The following is a 17,052-nucleotide window of genomic DNA, read 5'->3' as shown; positions in this document are numbered from 1 at the left end:
GGCAGAAGGGATGGCGGTTGGTGAAAGGGTGAGGATGCGAAACGGAAAGGACTGTGCGCGGCGGGAACAGGCCGTGAAAGGTTCGCGTCACAACGTGGTCGAAGGCAACCGGTTTTCCGTGGCAGCGCACAGATCCGGCTACCGCGGGACTCACCTCGCGCGCCTCCCGTCACCGAGGCCTCATCGCGGGTGCCCGACTCGCCGTGGCACCGGCGATGCGAGGACCGCGCGCTGGATGCCGTACGGGCGAAGAAGGTGCTGGACGGGGAGATCGCCTTCGTGTCGGACGCCCACGAAGCGGCTCTGCCCACGGCGTCGGCCAAGGAGCCTGCGTCCGAGGCCCGCTGATCACTCGTCGCGACGAGCCGTGCGCTGCCACTCCGCAACCGGGAGCGGCAGCGCGCGGCTCTTGGTGTGAGGCCTACGAGAGCATCTGGCCGGCGTCGGCGCCGCCAGGCCCCCCGTCGACCAGCGTGTCCAGCAGCCCCCCGAGCACCTCCCGCTGTTCGTCCGTGAGAGGCGCGAGGATCTCCTCCGCGGCCGATCTGCGCGCCGCGTGCAGCTCGCGCAGTGCCTCGCGTCCCTCGGGCGTGAGGTCGATCCGGATCACCCTGCGGTTGCTCGGGTCGGGAACCCTGCGCACATTGCCGCTCGCCTCCAGGGCGTCGACCAGCGTCGTCACGGCACGCGGCACCACTTCCAGCCGCTCGGCGAGGTCGGCCATACGGGGCGGCGAGTCGTAGTGCGCGAGGGTGCGCAGCAGCCGGGACTGCGCCGGGGTGATGCCCAGGGCACGCTGTTGGAGATGGCGTTTCTGGATCCGGTGCACCCGGCGGGTGAGCCGCAGCAGCTGCTCGGCGAGCAGTCCGTCGGGGTCGGAGGTGGTCATGCGGGAACAATATCAGGACCACGTTCATTGTGAGTATAGGTAACAATGAGCTACGCTCCGCCAGTCGTCGCCGCCCCTCCTGAAGGAGCCCATGAAACCCGACCAAGAACCCGCCTGGACGCCGCCCGAGGACTCCGAGGAGCAGCCGCGGCAGGTGCGTCGCATCCTGAAACTCTTCCGCCCCTACCGTGGCCGACTGCTCGTCGTCGGCCTGCTCGTCGGCGCCTCGTCGCTGGTATCGGTCGCCACGCCGTTCCTGCTCAAGGCGATCCTCGACACCGCGATCCCCCAGGGACGGACCGGTCTGCTCACCCTGCTGGCCCTCGGCATGATCCTCAGCGCCGTACTGTCCAGCGTCTTCGGCGTCCTGCAGACCCTGATCTCGACGACGGTCGGCCAGCGCGTCATGCACGATCTGCGCACCGCCGTCTACGGCCGGTTGCAGCGCATGTCGCTCGCCTTCTTCACCCGCACCCGCACGGGCGAGGTCCAGTCCCGCATCGCCAACGACATCGGCGGCATGCAGGCCACCGTCACCTCCACGGCCACCTCCCTGGTCTCCAACTTCACCAGCGTCGTCGCCACGATCATCGCGATGCTGGCCCTCGACTGGCGGCTGACCGTCGTCTCGCTGCTCCTGCTGCCGGCGTTCGTGTGGATCAGCCGCCGGGTCGGCGACGAACGCCGGAAGATCACCACACAGCGTCAGAAGCAGATGGCCGCGATGGCCGCGACGGTCACCGAGTCGCTGTCGGTCAGCGGCATCCTGCTGGGCCGCACCATGGGCCGCGCCGAGTCGCTGACGAAGTCCTTCGCCGAGGAGTCCGACCGGCTGGTCGACCTCGAGGTGCGGTCGAACATGGCCGGCCGCTGGCGGATGGCCGTCATCACGATCGTCATGGCCGCCATGCCCGCCGTCATCTACTGGACGGCCGGCCTCGCCCTCCATCTGGGCGGTCCGGAGGTCTCCATCGGCACGATCGTCGCCTTCGTCTCCCTCCAGCAGGGCCTGTTCCGCCCGGCGGTCAGCCTGCTCGGCACCGGCGTCCAGATCCAGACCTCGCTGGCCCTCTTCCAGCGCATCTTCGAGTACCTCGACCTGCCCGTCGACATCACCGAGCGCGAGCGCCCCCTCCGTCTCGACCAGGTCAAGGGTGAAGTCCGCTTCGAGGGCGTCGAGTTCCGCTACGACGGCAAGGGAGGCCCCGTCCTCGACGGCATCGATCTCACCGTCCCGGCCGGCGGCAGCCTCGCGATCGTCGGCCCGACCGGCGCCGGCAAGTCCACGCTGGGCTACCTGGTGCCGCGGCTGTACGACGTGACGGGCGGCCGGGTCACCCTCGACGGCGTCGACGTCCGCGACCTGGACTTCGACACCCTCGCCCGGGCGGTCGGCGTCGTCTCCCAGGAGACGTACCTCTTCCACGCCTCGGTCGCCGACAACCTCCGCTTCGCCAAACCCGATGCCACCGACGAGGAGCTGCACGCGGCGGCCCGGGCAGCCCAGATCCACGATCACATCGCCGCCCTGCCCGACGGCTACGACACCGTGGTCGGTGAGCGCGGCCACCGCTTCTCCGGCGGTGAGAAGCAGCGCCTGGCCATCGCCCGTACGATCCTGCGTGATCCGCCGGTGCTGATTCTCGACGAGGCGACCAGTGCGCTGGACACCCGCACCGAACGCGCCGTCCAGGAGGCGATCGACGCGCTGTCGGCCAACCGGACGACGCTCACCATCGCCCACCGGCTGTCCACCATTCGGGGCGCCGGCCAGATCGTGGTCCTGGACGCCGGGTGCGCGGTCGAACGGGGCACGCACGAGGAGCTGTTGGAGCTCGACGGGCGGTATGCGGCGCTGGTACGCCGGGACGCCCAACTTGAGCCGACAAGGTGACGATATGCCGGGTTTGTGGTGATGTGCGGGTTACCGTGCCCGCATGCAGACGAATACTCCGCCACGGAGCACGACTCGCAGGACTCGACTGACGCGCCGGGGCCGTGCCGCCCTCATCGCAATCGGAGCCGTCCTGGCCGGTACCGCCGTGGCGGTGCCGCTGCTGACCCGCGGGGGCGACGAGGAGGCCAGACCCGCATCGCTGGTGATCCCGGAGGGCTGGCGCGCCGGCCAGGTCTACGAGGCCGTCGACAAGGTCCTCGAACTGCCCCCCGGCACCACCAAGAAGGCCCTCCCCAGGGCCAAGCTGAAACTGCCGAACGACGCCGACGGCAACCCGGAGGGCTATCTCTTCCCGGCGACATATCCACTGCCCGAGAAGGCGACGCCGGAGCAGTTGCTGTCGACGATGGTCGACACCGCCAACAGGAAGTTCAACGGCGCCCCGATCGCCGCCGGGGCGCAGCGCAACGCCATGAACGTCTACCAGGCGGTCACCATCGCGAGCATCATCCAGGCCGAGGCCGCGACCAAGGCCGACATGGGGAAGGTGGCCCGGGTCGTCTTCAACCGCCTGGAGCGCGGTATGCCGCTCCAGATGGACTCCACCATCAACTACGCCCTCAACCGCACCAAGTTGAGGACGACGCTGAACGACACCCGTATCGACAGCCCCTACAACTCGTACCAGCGCATGGGCCTGCCGCCCACGCCGATCGACAACCCGGGCGAGGAGGCGATGCGCGCCGCGATCAACCCGACCCCGGGCAACTGGCTGTACTTCGTCACGGTCAAGCCGGGCGACACCCGCTTCACGGCCGACTACGCGGAACACCAGCGCAATGTCGCCGAGTTCAACGCACGGCAGGCGACCGTGAGCCCGCAGCCGACGCGCTGACCCGAGGGAGGGAACATCGGGCGGCAAGGCGGCCGCACGACACCGCTGGACGTCATGCGGCGACGGGCCGCTCCTCGGCCAGCAGCCGCCTGATGTCCCGTACGGCCGCCCACCCGGCCCGGTTGGCGCCGATGGTGCTGGCCGAAGGGCCGTAGCCGACGAGGTGGATCCGCGGGTCGGCGACCGCGCGCGTTCCGTCCACCCGGATGCCGCCGCCCGGTTCACGCAGTCGCAGCGGCGCCAAGTGGTCGATGGCGGCCCGGAATCCGGTCGCCCAGAGGATGACGTCCGCGCTCACGTGCCGTCCGTCCTGCCATTCGACACCGTCCGGCGTGATCCGGTCGAACATCGGCTGCCGGTCCAGCACTCCGTCCGTCAGCCCCTGCCGAATGGCGTCGTTCAGCGGCAGGCCCGTGACGGAAACCACACTCTTGGGCGGCAGTCCCTGCCGTACCCGTTCCTCCACGAGCGCGACCGCCGCCCGGCCGGCATTTTCGTCGAAGGGCCCCTCACGGAAGACGGGCGGCCGCCGTGTCACCCAGGTGGTGGCGGCCGCGTACGGGGCGATCTCCAGCAGATGCTGTGTACCGGAGGCGCCGCCGCCCACCACGACGACCCGCTGTCCGGCGAACTCCTCGGGCCCGGGGTACTGAGCGGTGTGCAACTGCCGCCCGCGGAAGGTCTCCTGGCCCGGATAGCGCGGCCAGAACGGCCGGTCCCAGGTACCGGTCGCGTTGATCAGCGCCCGCGTGGCCCAGTCTCCGGCCGAGGTCTCGACGAGCAGCCGCCCGCCCGGGCCTTCCCGCACGGAGCGCACATCGACGGGCCGCCGTACGCGCAGGTCGAACGCCTCCTCGTACGCGGCGAAGTACTCGCGGATCACCTCCGACGACGGCCGCGCCGGATCGGCGCCCGTCAGCTCCATCCCCGGCAGCGCGTGCATCCCGTGCACCTTGCCGTACGTCAGCGAAGGCCACCGGAACTGCCACGCGCCGCCCGGACCGGGGGAGTGGTCCAGCACCACAAAGTCACGGTCCGGCTCAAAACCGGTCCGCCGCAGGTGATAGGCGCCGGCCAGCCCGGCCTGACCGGCGCCTATGACGACAACCTCGACCTCGCGCGTGTTGTTCACGATTCCACCAACAGCGTCGAGTCCGTGGATCTTCCCGCGCGGTCGGTCGGGCGTGGGCGGCGGCCCGTGGGTCAGGATGGAGGCATGTCAGATGTGTTCAGCACCCGGGTTCTGCACGTCGCCACCGGTTCCGCGGAGAACGTCGTCGACCTCACCCGTGACTGCGAGGCCTTCCTGGGCGAGGTGGCCGCCGGCCGTGACGGCCTGCTCAACGTCTTCGTCCCGCACGCCACGGCCGGCATCGCGATCATCGAAACGGGCGCGGGCAGCGACGACGACCTCCTCGCCGCGCTGCACACCCTGCTCCCCGCCGACGATCGCTGGCAGCACCGCCACGGCAGCCCCGGGCACGGCCGCGACCACGTCCTCCCGGCACTCGTCCCCCCGCATGCGACCCTGCCCGTACTGGACGGACGGCTCGAGCTGGGGACGTGGCAGTCGGTGTGCCTGGTGGATACGAACCGGGACAATCCGAACCGGCAGGTGCGGTTGAGCTTCCTCGCGTAGCGAGCCGCCTCAGCGGGACGGTTTCGACAGGTGAGAGAACGTCATGCCGGATCCGGAGGCAGGGTGCCCCACAGCGGGATCGCCGAGAAGGTGATGGAGGGACGGATTTTCCTTTGGTGCACCTTGTGTAGCGGGTGAAGGGTGGCGCGCGAAATGCGCGTACCGTGCTAAAATTGATAGTAGTTGCAGTTGTGGTTCCCGAAACTTCAAGTGTCTCGGTGGCTGTATACCGTCGGACATTTTTGTATCTCCGGTGCTTATCCGGACGGGGTTCATTGTGGCAACGCAAGGGTTCACGCGGTGTGGACCCCTGGGCACTGCCCCGAAGGAGATGTGACATGGCTACTGGCACCGTCAAGTGGTTCAACGCGGAAAAGGGCTTCGGCTTCATTGAGCAGGACGGGGGCGGCCCCGACGTCTTCGCCCACTACTCGAACATCGCCGCCCAGGGCTTCCGTGAGCTTCAGGAGGGTCAGAGGGTGAACTTCGACGTCACGCAGGGACAGAAGGGTCCGCAGGCGGAGAACATTACTCCCGCCTGACGCCGAAGCGTATGAGGTGGCTGGGGCCCCACCTTGAAGGTGGGGCCCCAGCTTGCTGTCTTTTGCATTCCGATGACTTATTCAGTCTCCACTTTCGGCTCGTTCTTGCAATTCATCCGGCTCGTTTCTGTCGGGAATTCCTCGATGCGCGCCCCGTCGAGGAAGGTTCTCCATGAGCCGTTCAGCTCACACGAATGACCGTTTTCGGCCACAGGGTCGGGGTCGCCCCGGCGTCAGTGCGGCCGGCAACGGGCGCTCTCCCTTCACGCCGAAGGGGGAGTTCGCGCTGCCGGTCACCGTCACCCCTGCCCTCCCCGCGGCTGCGACCTTCGGTGAGCTGGACATGCCTGCCGAGTTGCTGAAGATGCTTACTGGTCTCGGCCTGAACGAACCGTTCCCGATCCAGGCCGCCACGTTGCCCAACTCCCTCGCAGGGCGCGACGTCCTGGGCCGCGGGCGCACCGGATCGGGCAAGACGCTCGCCTTCGGCCTGGCGCTCCTCGTGCGTACGGCCGGGCAGCATGCCGAGTCGCGGAAGCCGCTGGCCCTGATTCTCGTTCCGACGCGCGAGCTGGCCCAGCAGGTCACCGACGCGCTCACCCCGTACGCCCGGTTGCTGAAGCTGCGGCTGGCCACTGTGGTCGGCGGCATGTCGATCGGTAGGCAGGCCGGCGCACTGCGTTCCGGAGCCGAGGTGGTCGTCGCGACCCCTGGCCGCCTCGCGGATCTCATCGAGCGCAAGGACTGCCGCCTGGACCGGGTGAACATCACCGTCCTGGACGAGGCCGACCAGATGGCCGACATGGGCTTCATGCCCCAGGTCACCGAACTGCTGGACCAGGTACGCCCCGACGGCCAACGCATGCTGTTCTCGGCCACGCTGGACCGCAACATCGACCTCCTGGTCCGTCGTTACCTCCATGACCCGGTGGTCCACTCGGTCGACCCGTCGGCGGGCGCGGTCACCACGATGGAGCATCATGTGCTGCAGGTGCACGGCGCCGACAAATACGCCACCGCCACCGAGATTGCCGCCCGCGACGGACGCGTGATCATGTTCCTGGACACCAAGCACGCTGTCGACCAGTTCACCAAGCACCTGCTGAGCAGCGGCGTGAAGGCAGCGGGGCTCCACGGCGGCAAGTCGCAGCCCCAGCGCACCCGGATCCTGGCCCAGTTCAAGGAGGGCCACGTCACGGTCCTGGTGGCCACCAACGTCGCGGCCCGCGGCATCCACGTCGACGACCTCGACCTGGTGGTCAACGTCGACCCGCCCGGCGACCACAAGGACTACCTGCACCGTGGCGGCCGTACCGCCCGCGCCGGCGAGTCCGGCAGTGTCGTCACGCTGGTCCTGCCCAACCAGCGCCGGGACATGGCCCGTCTCATGGCCGACGCGGGCATCAGGCCGCAGATCACGCAGGTCCGCTCCGGCGAGGCCGAGCTGAGCCGCATCACCGGCGCCCAGGCTCCCTCCGGTGTCCCCGTCAGTGGCAGCGGGCCGGTCGCGGAGCGCCCGAAGCGCGGCGGTGCCCCCTTCCGCGGTCTGGGCACCCGTCCGGGGCGGGCCGGTCGCGGCGGTGGCGAGTCTCGCCGGTCTGCTGAGGCCCGTGAGATTGCCGAGGCGCGCAAGGCCGCCCGGGTCCGTCGTGGTGCATAGGCCGCGCCAGGCTGACAACGCCCCTTGCGGGCATGCAACGACCACTGGAACCTAAGCGACCCTGACTGGCCCCAGTTCGCGGATGAGTCATGAAGATCAGAAGTGCGCGGGTTCGCAGATTCCTGTAGGAGAACGAGCGAGAACGCGCGCGTCGGTCTGCCGATTCGGAAGCCCTGACACACAGGTTCTGGGGTGCTGGTAAGGACCGTGTCACCAGCCGCAAACGGCTGGTCCACTCCGCCGACTTCGTAGGCCGGGGCAGCTCGGAGGCGGCCGTCGCTTCCGCGAGGGTGACCCGGCCGCCCTTCAGTTCGGGCACGTACTTGTAGATCGTGTTCCTGCTGGTGCCAAGGAGCTTCGCGACGGATGTGACGGTGTTCCCCGGGCGGGTGCGCAGGTCCCGGGCGTGGCGTACCTCTTCCTCGGTCATGGCCGGTGGGCGGCCCAGGCGGGTGCCGCGGGCGCGGGCGGCGTCCAGGCCCTCGTTGGTGCCCTGGACGACGAGTTCGCGGATGAACTCCGCCAGCGCGGCGAACCCGTGGAAGACGAGCCGGCCGCCGGGTGTGGTGGTGTCGAGCGCCTCGTGCAGCGAGGTGAAGCCGATGCCGCGCTTGCGTAGGCCGGAGACGATGGCATAACTGGTAGGTGACTAACACTTACCTGTGGCATGGGGAACGCCCAGGACGATCCCTCGACGAGCGGAACCGAAGATGACGCACACACCGGAGGCGCCGCTGGAAATGCGGCAGAACGGGCTCCATGCGGTCGTGGAACCGGCCCGAGCCGGAGACGACCAGGGCCTGGTACCGGCGCAGCCGCCGTTCGGTGGGACTACACACCTGGTCTGCCGCTCCTTCCAGGCCGTCAACGCCGTGCCTGACGTGGAAAAGCTGAGCGTGACCTGGTGAGCACACGGCCCCTGCGGGCGGACGCCGCCCGCAACTACGAGCGGATCGTCAGCGCCGCGGTCGTGGCCTTCGAGGAGGTCGGGCCGGAGGCGACGCTGGAGCAGATCGCCGAGCAGGCGGGGGTGAGCGTCATGACGCTCTACCGCCGCTTCCGCAATCGAGACCAGCTCATCCAGGCCGTCTTCGACCATCTCCTGGCCACCGAGATCGAGCCCGTGGTCACGGCACGCACCGACGATCCCTGGCAGGATCTCGTCGACGCGCTCGCGACCGTCACCGACGTCCTCGTCCGGCGGCAGGCGATCCACTCGCTCGCCCTGGAGTTCCAGACGTTCGCAGGCGAAACCGCCCGGCATTTCCTGCACTCGATGCAACACCTGTTGAGCCGCGCGATCGACGCCGAAGCGGTACGGCCGGAACTGGAGGTGCGTGACCTGGTCGCGGTCATTGTCATGACCATGGCCACCGTGCATCCCGGCGATCCCCACGGCGCAGACCGCCGACGCTACCTCGCCCTGCTCGCCGACGGACTGCGCCCCTCCACCACCGCCCTGCCCCCTCCCTCGTCCCACGAGGTACCCGGACCTCCCGTCCGCGGGCGGTGACCGGCACAGTCGGCGGCACGACGCTCCGCCGACGAGCCCCGGATCCGACAGCCGCCCGCCGATCCGATGGGCGGCCTCGTTCTGCCCCCACTGCCACGCAACCTGAACTGATCAAGGATCCACGAGCCATGCGCACATTCGTCATCACCGGAGGCACCGACGGCATGGGCCGCGGGCTCGGCCTGCACTACCTGGAGCGAGGGGACCGGGTGATCGCAGTAGGCAGCAGCGAGGCCAAGGGCACCCTGTTCCTGGCAGCAGCGGCGGACATCGGCGCGGCCGAGCGCGCCGGCTTCGTACAGGCCGATCTCAGCACCACGGCGGGCGTGCGCGAGCTCGTCGACCGGCTGCCCGACGTCATCGACGTCCTGGTCCTCGCCGCCCAGCGGTTCCGGGGCGAACGGGTGGAGACCGAAGACGGACTGGAGTCCAGCTTCGCGCTCGGCTACCTCAGCCGCTACCTGCTCGGCCACGACCTGTTCGACCGACTCGAGCGCGCCGAGGCGCCACTGGTGCTGAACATCGCCGCCCCGGGCGCCCCCGGAAAGATGCACTTCGACGACCTGCAACTGCGCAAGGGCTACAGCAGCATGCGCGTCGCGACGCAGACGGCGCGCCGCAACGACCTCCTCGGCGTGTCCTTCACCCAGGTCCACCCGGACGCCCGCACCCGCTACGTGCTGTACGCCCCGGGCCTCGTCGCCACCGGCATCGGCGATTCGATGAAGCCGCCCATGCGCACCCTCTACAAGGTACTGACACGGCTGTTCGCCGCTCCGGTCGCCAAGGCGATCGCCCCGATGATCGAGTTGATCGACGACCGCCCCGCGGCGGCCCTGACGGCGTTCAACCAGGGCAAGCCCCTGCCGCTCGACGGACCCGCCTTCGACCCCGCGAACGCCGAGCGTCTGCGCAAGGCGACCGCGGACCTGGTCTCCTCGATCAGCCGATGACCGCCTCCGCCGAGCAGCGACGAACGGGGCTCAACCGCCGCAGAGGTATACGGTGCTGGGCTGGTCCGTCCGCGAAAAGCGCAGCGGCGCCGGGACGGACTCCAGCAACCCGGAGCGGAGAGGACCAGCCGCACGGCGTCCCCGTTGCGGGGAAGGTCGCGCAGGGCTGGCTCCGGTAATCGCTCGGCGCCCTCCGCCTCGCGCACCGCCAGGGCGAGGCGGACCATCTCGGCGACCTTGAAGTGCCAGCCGGCGCTCAGGCCGTGCTGGGCAGCCATTTCCACGAGCACCGCCCGGGCCTGGTCCCAACCGCGCACCTGCCGCTGGGTGATCGCCCGCACGGTCTCCTCCGTCAGCCGCCGGGGCATGGCGAACAGCGAGAGCTGACCGGGCATCAGCGGCTCCAGTACCCGCCGCTCGTCGTCGACGGCGGCTTCCTGCGCCTTGCGCTTCAGCCGCCCGCGCCCGGTGTCTCGCCGCAGCGGACGCGCCGCGATCGACCGGTCCCAGTAGAAGCCCACCACCAGCTGCAGATCCCGCGGCGGCGCCCCCGGCACCCCACAAGCCCACTCGGCATCCTCCTCGGCCGGATCGCCTGCAGGCACGAGCGGCACAGCCCGTCAGCATTGAGATGGGCCTCGCATCGGCACCGCGGGCACACCCCGCGCTCGTGGTACTTCGCCTGCCACGCCTTGCAGCCCGTGCACCACCGCGGATGGGTCAACAGGCCCCACCCCAGGCACGCTTCGCAACTGTGGGCGACCGCCTCCTGCCTCGGCACGACCGACCGGCCTCGGCTTGGCGGGAGCGACCGCGGTCCGCCGCCCTTCCGGCTCCGCGGCACCGGCCGCACCGGCCCGGAAGTCGGCCGCGCGGCGCCGCCGGCCGACCGCTCGGACTCCGGCACCGTCTGCGGGTTGGCCACCGGCTCGGCCTGGAGCAGGTCACCGACCGTACAGTCCAGAGCAGCGCAGATCATGTCAAGATCGTCCAGCCGGACCGTGACCGGCTTGCCGCCCCACATGGCGACGACCTTGCTCAGCGACGGAGTGAACCCCACCTCCTTGAAGGCCGCCAGCACCTCGGCCGGCCGCCACAGGTCCCGCTGGGCGGCCACCGTTCGCAGGTTCCACTTCACCGCAGGCTCCCCACGGACCAACTGCACCTCTTGGCGCCATGCGATGGCGTCATTGCTGTCCACCCAGCCCTGCGTCAGCTCGGATCCGTCTTCGGTAACACGGTGGAGGGCCCGGCGAGCCAGTGCACGTAGGGATACCGGCAGTTGAGGCAGCGGCTCTTTCGGTGCGTCATCAGGGTCGACCACAATCCCGCTGCCAGGAACCTGAGCAGCGACCAGGGCAGCAGCGGCGACGGCTTCCACCCCGTCACCGCCATCCACCCGGGTGCCGGAGTCTGCGACACGCTGCAGGGCCCTGTGCAGCACATCGATGACCTGCTCAGAAGAGAGTCCCTCCAGCTCATCAACAAGCCACGCCTGCCTGGGCAGGAGGTCTGCAGAACCCAGTAGCGCATGGGTCGCCCTTGGGGTGGTGGTGCGGCCTGCGCCGCAGCACCACCTCCGGCGGTCAGCTTTGGCGCTCGGTCTGTGTCCGCTGCGCGTCGGTGGGCTGTCGGCCGGCTTCGTCGACGATCGCGTGTTCCAGCTCGGCCGCGCTGGACAGCAGCGTCCCGGCCTTTCCGTATGAGGTGTCCTTGGTCAGGTAGCTGCGGGAGCCCAGGAAGGCGAAGTCCTTCTTGTCGAAGACCCACTCGGTCCGGATGCCGTACCGCGTGTCGTCGCGGGCGATACCGAGGCCCTTGCGACCGATCGCGTCGCGGGCCTGAGGGGCCGGGGTGACACCCGGGATCTTCGCCGCGGCCCGGTAGAGGGCGGCGCCGGTACGGGGCGGCATCACCCCGCCGAGCAGGGATCCGATCTGTTCGAACACAGCCTGGTCACGTTCGCGTCCATCGGCCTGCGGGGTCTTGGCGTACAGATAGGTCAGCAACTTGTCGGGGTCGGTGGGCAGCGAGCTGAGCCAGCGGTAGGTGGGCCGGTTGATACCGGCCGGTGTGCCCTCGGTGTCACCGAGTTCGGCGTTGATGGGGAACGTCGCACCGTCCTCCCGGATCAGCCCGAGCTTCCGCAGGGGCCCCGGCTCCTGCGCGGCCCACACCTCACGGTCCATCAGCGGGCCGAGGACAGCCTTCCCGCTGGTCAGGTCAGCCCCGCGGGTCTTCTCCCTGGTGTAGACGAACTGGTCGTCGCGCACCGTGAGGTCGGCGCGCGTCTCCGTGGCGTCGGAGATCCGGTCCAGGAGCGCGGCGGCGGGCTGCATGTCTGTGGCCGCACGGTGCGACGCGGTGCCGGCGGGCGCCGGGTCACCGCCGGTCAGCGCGATCCCCGCGGTCACCGCGCAGGCCAGGGCCAGAGCGGCCGCCGGCACCAGGACCGCGGGTCGCAGCAACTGACGGGCCGGCCGGGTACGGGCGACCTGGTCGTGGTCGATGTGGTGCATCAGAAGGTCCTTGTGACGAAGGTGCTGCTCGCGCGGAAGGTCCCAGTCGGCCGGGGCCGGGAGCAGGCGGGCGATCTCCTCGCGGTCGCCGTGCCGCTCCGGGGAAGCGCCGGTTGCGTTGTCGTTCATGTGAGCTCCTCCCGTACGGGCAGGGCCGCGATCGCGGCCGCACTTGTCATCTCTCCGCGGGCGGGGGGTGGTTCCCGGTCTTCTTCCGCAAGGTGAGCGAGCTTCTTGCGGGCACGTGAAAGGCGGGACCGTACGGTTCCGACGGCGATGCCCAGCGCTTCGGCCGTCTGTTGGTAGTCCAGGCCGGACCACACGCACAGGGCCAGTACCTCCCGCTCCTGGCGCCGCAGCCGTCCCAGCGCGGTCTGCACGGCACGCAAGTACCGTGCGTCGTCGATGCGTCCGATCGTCCGGGGCGCGAAGTCCTCCTCCACACGTGGCTGCGGTTGACGCGCCAGGAACAACTGCCGTCTGACGACTCCCCGGCGGGCGTTGTCCGCCTTGTGGGTGGCGATGCCCAGCAGCCAGGGCAGCAGGGAGCCGCCGTCCTCCTGCACCCGCCCGCGGGTCCGCCACGCGGTCAGGAACGTTTCGGACATGATCTCTTCGGCTGTCGACCAGTCGCCCGTCAATCGCAGTCCGTGGTTGTAGACGGCGCGGGCGAACTGCTCGTACAGCAGGGCGAACGCCTCTCGGTCCCCCTCGCGCACACGGCGACGCACATCGTTTTCTGAGTCCCTCACGACCACTTCTCTCCGCGACACGGGAGGAGTTCCTGTTACCTGTGTCACGCACTGGTGCGATCGCGACGCCGTAGAAGTCCAGAGGCACATCATAGGGAGGGGCGGGGAGGCCCCTCGATGTGGTGCTGGTGCGACCTATGGTGGCGGCGGATACCGGTCAGGGCCCCCGCCCGAGTTACCTTCGTCGCCGACCACCACCGGATCACCGAGCGCATCCAGTGGTCGATACGCGAACACGCCCCCACCACGGCCGACCGTCCCACCTTCGTTCGGTGACCCGGCCATGGCGGCGGGTCAGCCCCGGCATCTGCTCCACAAACGTCCTGCGCGGACACGACGGTGCGATACAGACGTACCGCCGGACACGCAAGGCCAGCACGACGTGCTGTCCGGCACTGGGCAGATCAGCCGGGAACCGCAGGTAGGAGCTGTGCACCTTCTCCGAACGGGTACCACAGACCGGGCAGGCAGCACCGGTCGCCGTGCACCGGGCCTCGATGTGTATCGCCTCGCCGTCCGCGTCGATGGACGCGACCGCGATTCCGGAGACGGACGGGAACAGCACTTCTTGCAGCTGACGCAACACCTCGTTCACGGCGACCGAACGTCGGGCCAGTCAGCCGACCGAGGAGCGAAATCAAGGCGACTTCCGACATCCCTAGCCCAAGATCAACAACTACACCCCGTAGTCGGCTCACGGAACTTGTGCCAGACCCGCGGGTGGCCCCGCAGGGCGGTTCGACTTGGGGCCATCTCGTGAGGCTGCGAGCGGGAAGGTTCACCGGGTGGGCCAGGGATGTCAGATGGGTGTGGTTCCTCTGGAATGAAGGGCTGAGCTGGGAGAACGCCGTCTCGGGCTGTGCGCCCTCGTCTCCAACGGCGACCTCGACGCCTACGGGCGTTTCCATGTCGTATGCGAGCGCCAGCGCCTCTACCCCGCCCCTGACCAGGGCCAATACGAGCTCATGGCCTGATCACGCCCCTGTCGAGGAAAAACCACAACCATGTCGATTCATGCCGTACCGAACCGGAAGACCATGTCGGACCAGTCGGTGTCAGGTATTCCGTCGTCGAGTGCCTCGCTGATCGTCCGCTCTTCATAGCTGAAGTGGGATTCCATGATCGCCGCCAATCCGTCAAGCTCACGCTCGATCGCCTCCAGGACCGGGCCACGCGATTCGGCAGCCCTGCCAGCGAGTTCGCGCACCCGGGACAGGATCGAGGCGATCATTCCGTGATCCTCAACAAGATTCGTGACCGTCGCTGCGAGATCCGGGTGTTCGCGCAGCAACTGGGAGAACATTCCGTCGTCCTCGCCCTGGTGGTGCGATGTCAATACGGTACAGAAGGCCAGGCAGTGGGTGACAAGTGTGTTGTCGCTCAACCGGCGGTGTCCGAGACTTTTCCTGATTTCGTTGATCTGGAGACGCAGTTCTTGATGTGCTTGTGAGAGCTGCAGGCTCAAGGCGGCTACACGGTGGCCGTCGCGGGAAGCCACGGATGGCGGTCCCTTCGGTTCCGCACCTCCATGCCTGACGCAGTCCGTCACCGGCACGCGATGCTGCCGCAATCTGATCACGCAACGCGGCGGCACGGCAAGCACGCTGCCCGTTCGCGCCCAGGAACCACTCCGTGCCCACGGTGTTCTGCCGGCTCAGCCCTTCACTCCAGAGGATCCGCACCCATGTCAGATCGTGGCGCTCGCTGGTGTTTCCCTGTCGTCGCCGGGGCTGCCGGGCGAGTGCGACAGGTGTGTGCCACCGCGGGTGAGCAGCAGTGCGAGCACGGCGGTCAGCGAGCAGACGGCCATGCCGACGAAGAGCGGCACGGCGGTGTCCTCGCCGCCCAGTCCGACGAGCGGTGAGGCAACGCCTCCCAGGATGCTCTGCAGGGTTCCGAGTACGGCCGAGCCGGTACCGGCCGCGTGCGGGACCCGCTCGATGGCGAGCGCCGTGGCGGTGCCGAAGACCTGGCCGATACCGAGGAAGGCGATCCCGACAAGCCCGAGGGCGAGGCCCCGGTTGAGCTGGCCGGCGAGGGTGACCAGCAGCGCCGCGGTGGTGGCGGCCAGCATCGTGGCCAGGCCGAAGCGCAGCAGCAACCGTGGGTGGTAGCGGCCGACCAGCTTGGTGTTGGCGGTGCTGGAGAGAGTCGCGGTCAGGGCACCGAGCGAGAAGGCGACGGACGCCTGGGCCACGGTGAAGCCGAGGACGTTCTGGAGCAGGAACGCCGAGCCGGCGATGTAGCAGAACAGCGCGCCGCAGGCGAAGGAGAAGGCGAGGGTGTAGCCCACGTAGGCGCGGTCGGTAAGCACGGACCGGGCGGCCTGCAGGGTGGCTCCCACACCGCCAGGTCGGCGCCGCTCCTTGGGGAGGCTCTCGGGGATGAAGAACAGCGCAGCCAGGAACATCAGCAGCGAGGTCCCCGACAGAACCCAGAAGACGCCCCGCCAGCCGCCCGCGTTGCTCACGACGGCGCCGCCGACCAGGGGGGCCACGATCGGGGCGATGCCGCCGAGGGCCATCAGCACGCCGAAGAGCCTGGCCGCGACGGCACCGGTCGCAATGTCGGAGATGACGGCCCGGCCCACCACAAGACCGGCCGCGCCGCTGAAGCCCGTCACGAAGCGCAGCACGATCAGCACCCCGAGGTTGGGAGCCGCCGCGCACAGCGCCGTGGCCAGGGTGCCTACCGCGGTGCCGATCAGGATCGGCATGCGCCGTCCGTGGCGGTCGGAGAGCGGACCGAGCACCAACTGGCCCACTGCGGTGCCGAGCAGGAAGGCGGTCAGGGTGAGCTGGACACCGGAGGCGTCGGTGCCCAGGTCATCCGCCATCACCGGGAAGGCCGGGAGGTACATGTCCGTGGCGAGCGGTAACACGAACGACAGCAGCGCCAGTGTCGCCGTGAAGAGCGCGGCCGGCTTCTGCGGCGCGCCAGTGGACGGTATGGACATCTCGTTCTCCTGAAGATGCCGAGGGACCTTTTCAATATAGCTATATAGCTATAAGCATCGCTACGATCGCTGCATGGACACAACCGACGCGGCAGGCGATGCGGCACTCTTGCGCGAGGCGAGGAATCTGACTCCGGCCCTCCACGCGCTCGGGCGCGTGCTCCGGCTGCGCGGAGTGGACGAAGCCGGACTGCCCCCGTTGCCCCCTTCCGACCTCGAAGTGCTCCGCCAGGTGCTGGATTCACCGGGCATCGGCGTTGGCGCCCTGGCCCAGGAACTGGGGCTGCATGCGAGTAACGTCAGCAGTACCCTGCGCGGCTTGGTGGCGCAGGGGCTGGTCCGCAAGGAGCCGGACCCGCATGACCGCCGCGCCGTTCAGCTCTTCCCGACCATGGGGGCCGTGCAGGGCATGGCCATGATCGAGCAGGCATGGGCCGAGATCTTCGCAGACTCGCTGGCGACGCTCTCCCAGGACCAACGCGCCGCGCTGTCCGCCGCCGCCCCGGCGCTGCGCGCACTGGCCTCCGCCCTCAGGTCTCAACGCACCGCCCCCCGCAGCTGACAGGCCGGGCACCGCTCCCGATCCGACCTGGCAGACGGCTACTTCGTCCCGTTGGTCTTGTTCGCTTTGCTGCGGACCAGGCGATACGACTCGGTGCCGGTCTCGGTCAGGGTGGCGTTGAAGGTGAGCCGGTCGACGATGGCCGCGCAGAGCCGCGGATCGGTGAACGTCTTCGTCCACCGTGCGCCGTGAGGCGCTTCGTTGTATCCCCGACGCAGTCGGGATGAACTTGGAGGGAGGTTCTTGGGTCGCCGGGCTTACTTGAGCGCGAAAGC

General features: G+C 69.1%; 17 protein-coding genes and 4 pseudogenes. 10 read left to right on the top strand and 11 right to left on the bottom strand.

The window, feature by feature from the left end:
* The first annotated feature begins 189 nt into the window (after positions 1-189).
* The gene (locus ACFV7R_RS24430) at positions 190-348 is read left to right on the top strand and encodes a hypothetical protein (RefSeq protein WP_385266868.1); all 159 of its coding nucleotides are present in this window, start codon (positions 190-192) and stop codon (positions 346-348) included.
* A 73-nt stretch (positions 349-421) separates the two neighbouring features.
* Here ACFV7R_RS24430 and ACFV7R_RS24425 read toward each other — a convergent pair whose 3' ends face one another.
* Positions 422-889, bottom strand: a complete 468-nt coding sequence (locus ACFV7R_RS24425; RefSeq protein WP_385266866.1) for a MarR family winged helix-turn-helix transcriptional regulator — start codon at positions 887-889, stop codon at positions 422-424.
* A 91-nt stretch (positions 890-980) separates the two neighbouring features.
* On the opposite strand from ACFV7R_RS24425, the gene ACFV7R_RS24420 reads away from it, so the two are divergent.
* The gene (locus tag ACFV7R_RS24420; protein ID WP_385266863.1) at positions 981-2,783 is read left to right on the top strand and encodes an ABC transporter ATP-binding protein; all 1,803 of its coding nucleotides are present in this window, start codon (positions 981-983) and stop codon (positions 2,781-2,783) included.
* 43 nt (positions 2,784-2,826) lie between these two features.
* Entirely contained in the window at positions 2,827-3,681 is an 855-nt protein-coding gene (gene mltG / locus ACFV7R_RS24415; RefSeq protein ID WP_385266860.1) for an endolytic transglycosylase MltG, read from the top strand.
* 52 nt (positions 3,682-3,733) lie between these two features.
* Here mltG and ACFV7R_RS24410 read toward each other — a convergent pair whose 3' ends face one another.
* A complete protein-coding gene (locus ACFV7R_RS24410; RefSeq protein WP_385266858.1) occupies positions 3,734-4,813 on the bottom strand; it encodes an NAD(P)-binding domain-containing protein in 1,080 nt (359 codons plus the stop codon).
* 84 nt (positions 4,814-4,897) lie between these two features.
* Between ACFV7R_RS24410 and ACFV7R_RS24405 the strand changes: the two genes are divergently transcribed.
* From ACFV7R_RS24405 to ACFV7R_RS24395, 3 genes are all read left to right on the top strand, one after another.
* Positions 4,898-5,320, top strand: coding sequence for a secondary thiamine-phosphate synthase enzyme YjbQ (locus ACFV7R_RS24405; protein ID WP_385266855.1), 423 nt, complete (start codon positions 4,898-4,900; stop codon positions 5,318-5,320).
* Between the two features lie 338 nt (positions 5,321-5,658).
* Complete coding sequence (locus ACFV7R_RS24400; RefSeq protein WP_067004365.1) at positions 5,659-5,862, top strand: cold-shock protein; 204 nt, start codon at positions 5,659-5,661, stop codon at positions 5,860-5,862.
* 172 nt (positions 5,863-6,034) lie between these two features.
* Entirely contained in the window at positions 6,035-7,522 is a 1,488-nt protein-coding gene (locus ACFV7R_RS24395) for a DEAD/DEAH box helicase (RefSeq protein ID WP_385266852.1), read from the top strand.
* Positions 7,523-7,892: 370 nt separating this feature from the next.
* Here the strand turns inward: ACFV7R_RS24395 and ACFV7R_RS24390 are convergent.
* Positions 7,893-8,111: pseudogene (locus ACFV7R_RS24390) on the bottom strand (recombinase family protein); the annotation flags it as partial.
* Between the two features lie 121 nt (positions 8,112-8,232).
* On the opposite strand from ACFV7R_RS24390, the gene ACFV7R_RS24385 reads away from it, so the two are divergent.
* The 3 genes from ACFV7R_RS24385 to ACFV7R_RS24375 all read left to right on the top strand — a co-directional run bounded on the left by ACFV7R_RS24385 (position 8,233) and on the right by ACFV7R_RS24375 (position 9,988).
* Positions 8,233-8,430 (top strand): hypothetical protein, encoded by a 198-nt coding sequence (locus ACFV7R_RS24385; protein ID WP_385266850.1) that lies wholly within the window; start codon positions 8,233-8,235, stop codon positions 8,428-8,430.
* On the top strand, positions 8,427-9,035 hold the full coding sequence (locus ACFV7R_RS24380; protein WP_385266847.1) for a TetR/AcrR family transcriptional regulator: 609 nt from the start codon (positions 8,427-8,429) through the stop codon (positions 9,033-9,035). Before ACFV7R_RS24385 ends, ACFV7R_RS24380 begins: the two co-directional genes overlap by 4 nt.
* 128 nt (positions 9,036-9,163) lie before the next feature.
* Positions 9,164-9,988 carry an SDR family NAD(P)-dependent oxidoreductase gene (locus ACFV7R_RS24375; protein ID WP_385266845.1) on the top strand — a complete coding sequence of 275 codons (825 nt, stop codon included), beginning with the start codon at positions 9,164-9,166 and terminating at the stop codon, positions 9,986-9,988.
* 796 nt (positions 9,989-10,784) lie between these two features.
* Here ACFV7R_RS24375 and ACFV7R_RS24370 read toward each other — a convergent pair.
* The 7 genes and pseudogenes from ACFV7R_RS24370 to ACFV7R_RS24340 form a co-directional block, all read right to left on the bottom strand.
* Positions 10,785-11,126, bottom strand: a pseudogene (locus ACFV7R_RS24370) (helix-turn-helix domain-containing protein); the annotation flags it as partial.
* A gap of 42 nt (positions 11,127-11,168) precedes the next feature.
* Positions 11,169-11,465, bottom strand: a pseudogene (locus ACFV7R_RS24365) (DUF4259 domain-containing protein); the annotation flags it as partial.
* Positions 11,466-11,574: 109 nt separating this feature from the next.
* Entirely contained in the window at positions 11,575-12,636 is a 1,062-nt protein-coding gene (locus ACFV7R_RS24360; RefSeq protein WP_385266842.1) for a CU044_5270 family protein, read from the bottom strand.
* Positions 12,633-13,238, bottom strand: a complete 606-nt coding sequence (locus tag ACFV7R_RS24355; protein WP_385267323.1) for an RNA polymerase sigma factor — start codon at positions 13,236-13,238, stop codon at positions 12,633-12,635. Before ACFV7R_RS24355 ends, ACFV7R_RS24360 begins: the two co-directional genes overlap by 4 nt.
* 223 nt (positions 13,239-13,461) lie before the next feature.
* On the bottom strand, positions 13,462-13,824 hold the full coding sequence (locus tag ACFV7R_RS24350; protein ID WP_385267321.1) for a transposase family protein: 363 nt from the start codon (positions 13,822-13,824) through the stop codon (positions 13,462-13,464).
* 447 nt (positions 13,825-14,271) lie between these two features.
* The gene (locus ACFV7R_RS24345) at positions 14,272-14,757 is read right to left on the bottom strand and encodes a hemerythrin domain-containing protein (RefSeq protein ID WP_385266840.1); all 486 of its coding nucleotides are present in this window, start codon (positions 14,755-14,757) and stop codon (positions 14,272-14,274) included.
* A 189-nt stretch (positions 14,758-14,946) separates the two neighbouring features.
* On the bottom strand, positions 14,947-16,215 hold the full coding sequence (locus tag ACFV7R_RS24340) for a multidrug effflux MFS transporter (protein ID WP_385266838.1): 1,269 nt from the start codon (positions 16,213-16,215) through the stop codon (positions 14,947-14,949).
* Positions 16,216-16,288: 73 nt separating this feature from the next.
* Here ACFV7R_RS24340 and ACFV7R_RS24335 point away from each other — a divergent pair, with 73 nt between their 5' ends.
* Positions 16,289-16,777 carry a MarR family winged helix-turn-helix transcriptional regulator gene (locus ACFV7R_RS24335; RefSeq protein WP_385266835.1) on the top strand — a complete coding sequence of 163 codons (489 nt, stop codon included), beginning with the start codon at positions 16,289-16,291 and terminating at the stop codon, positions 16,775-16,777.
* Positions 16,778-16,815: 38 nt separating this feature from the next.
* Here ACFV7R_RS24335 and ACFV7R_RS24330 read toward each other — a convergent pair.
* Positions 16,816-16,956, bottom strand: a pseudogene (locus ACFV7R_RS24330) (ATP-binding protein); the annotation flags it as partial.
* Positions 16,957-17,052: the final 96 nt, after the last annotated feature.

The organism is Streptomyces sp. NPDC059866 (assembly GCF_042731325.1).
Lineage (GTDB): Bacteria > Actinomycetota > Actinomycetes > Streptomycetales > Streptomycetaceae > Streptomyces > Streptomyces flavusporus.
This window is presented reverse-complemented; position numbering and strand designations above follow the sequence as displayed.

Coding starts and splice junctions, on each gene's coding strand:
- ACFV7R_RS24425 (WP_385266866.1), bottom strand. CDS start 889: ATGACCACCTCCGACCCCGACGGACTGCTCGCCGAGCAGCTGCTGCGG.
- ACFV7R_RS24420 (WP_385266863.1), top strand. CDS start 981: ATGAAACCCGACCAAGAACCCGCCTGGACGCCGCCCGAGGACTCCGAG.
- mltG (WP_385266860.1), top strand. CDS start 2,827: ATGCAGACGAATACTCCGCCACGGAGCACGACTCGCAGGACTCGACTG.
- ACFV7R_RS24405 (WP_385266855.1), top strand. CDS start 4,898: ATGTCAGATGTGTTCAGCACCCGGGTTCTGCACGTCGCCACCGGTTCC.
- ACFV7R_RS24400 (WP_067004365.1), top strand. CDS start 5,659: ATGGCTACTGGCACCGTCAAGTGGTTCAACGCGGAAAAGGGCTTCGGC.
- ACFV7R_RS24395 (WP_385266852.1), top strand. CDS start 6,035: ATGAGCCGTTCAGCTCACACGAATGACCGTTTTCGGCCACAGGGTCGG.
- ACFV7R_RS24385 (WP_385266850.1), top strand. CDS start 8,233: ATGACGCACACACCGGAGGCGCCGCTGGAAATGCGGCAGAACGGGCTC.
- ACFV7R_RS24375 (WP_385266845.1), top strand. CDS start 9,164: ATGCGCACATTCGTCATCACCGGAGGCACCGACGGCATGGGCCGCGGG.
- ACFV7R_RS24360 (WP_385266842.1), bottom strand. CDS start 12,636: ATGAACGACAACGCAACCGGCGCTTCCCCGGAGCGGCACGGCGACCGC.
- ACFV7R_RS24340 (WP_385266838.1), bottom strand. CDS start 16,215: ATGTCCATACCGTCCACTGGCGCGCCGCAGAAGCCGGCCGCGCTCTTC.
- ACFV7R_RS24335 (WP_385266835.1), top strand. CDS start 16,289: ATGGACACAACCGACGCGGCAGGCGATGCGGCACTCTTGCGCGAGGCG.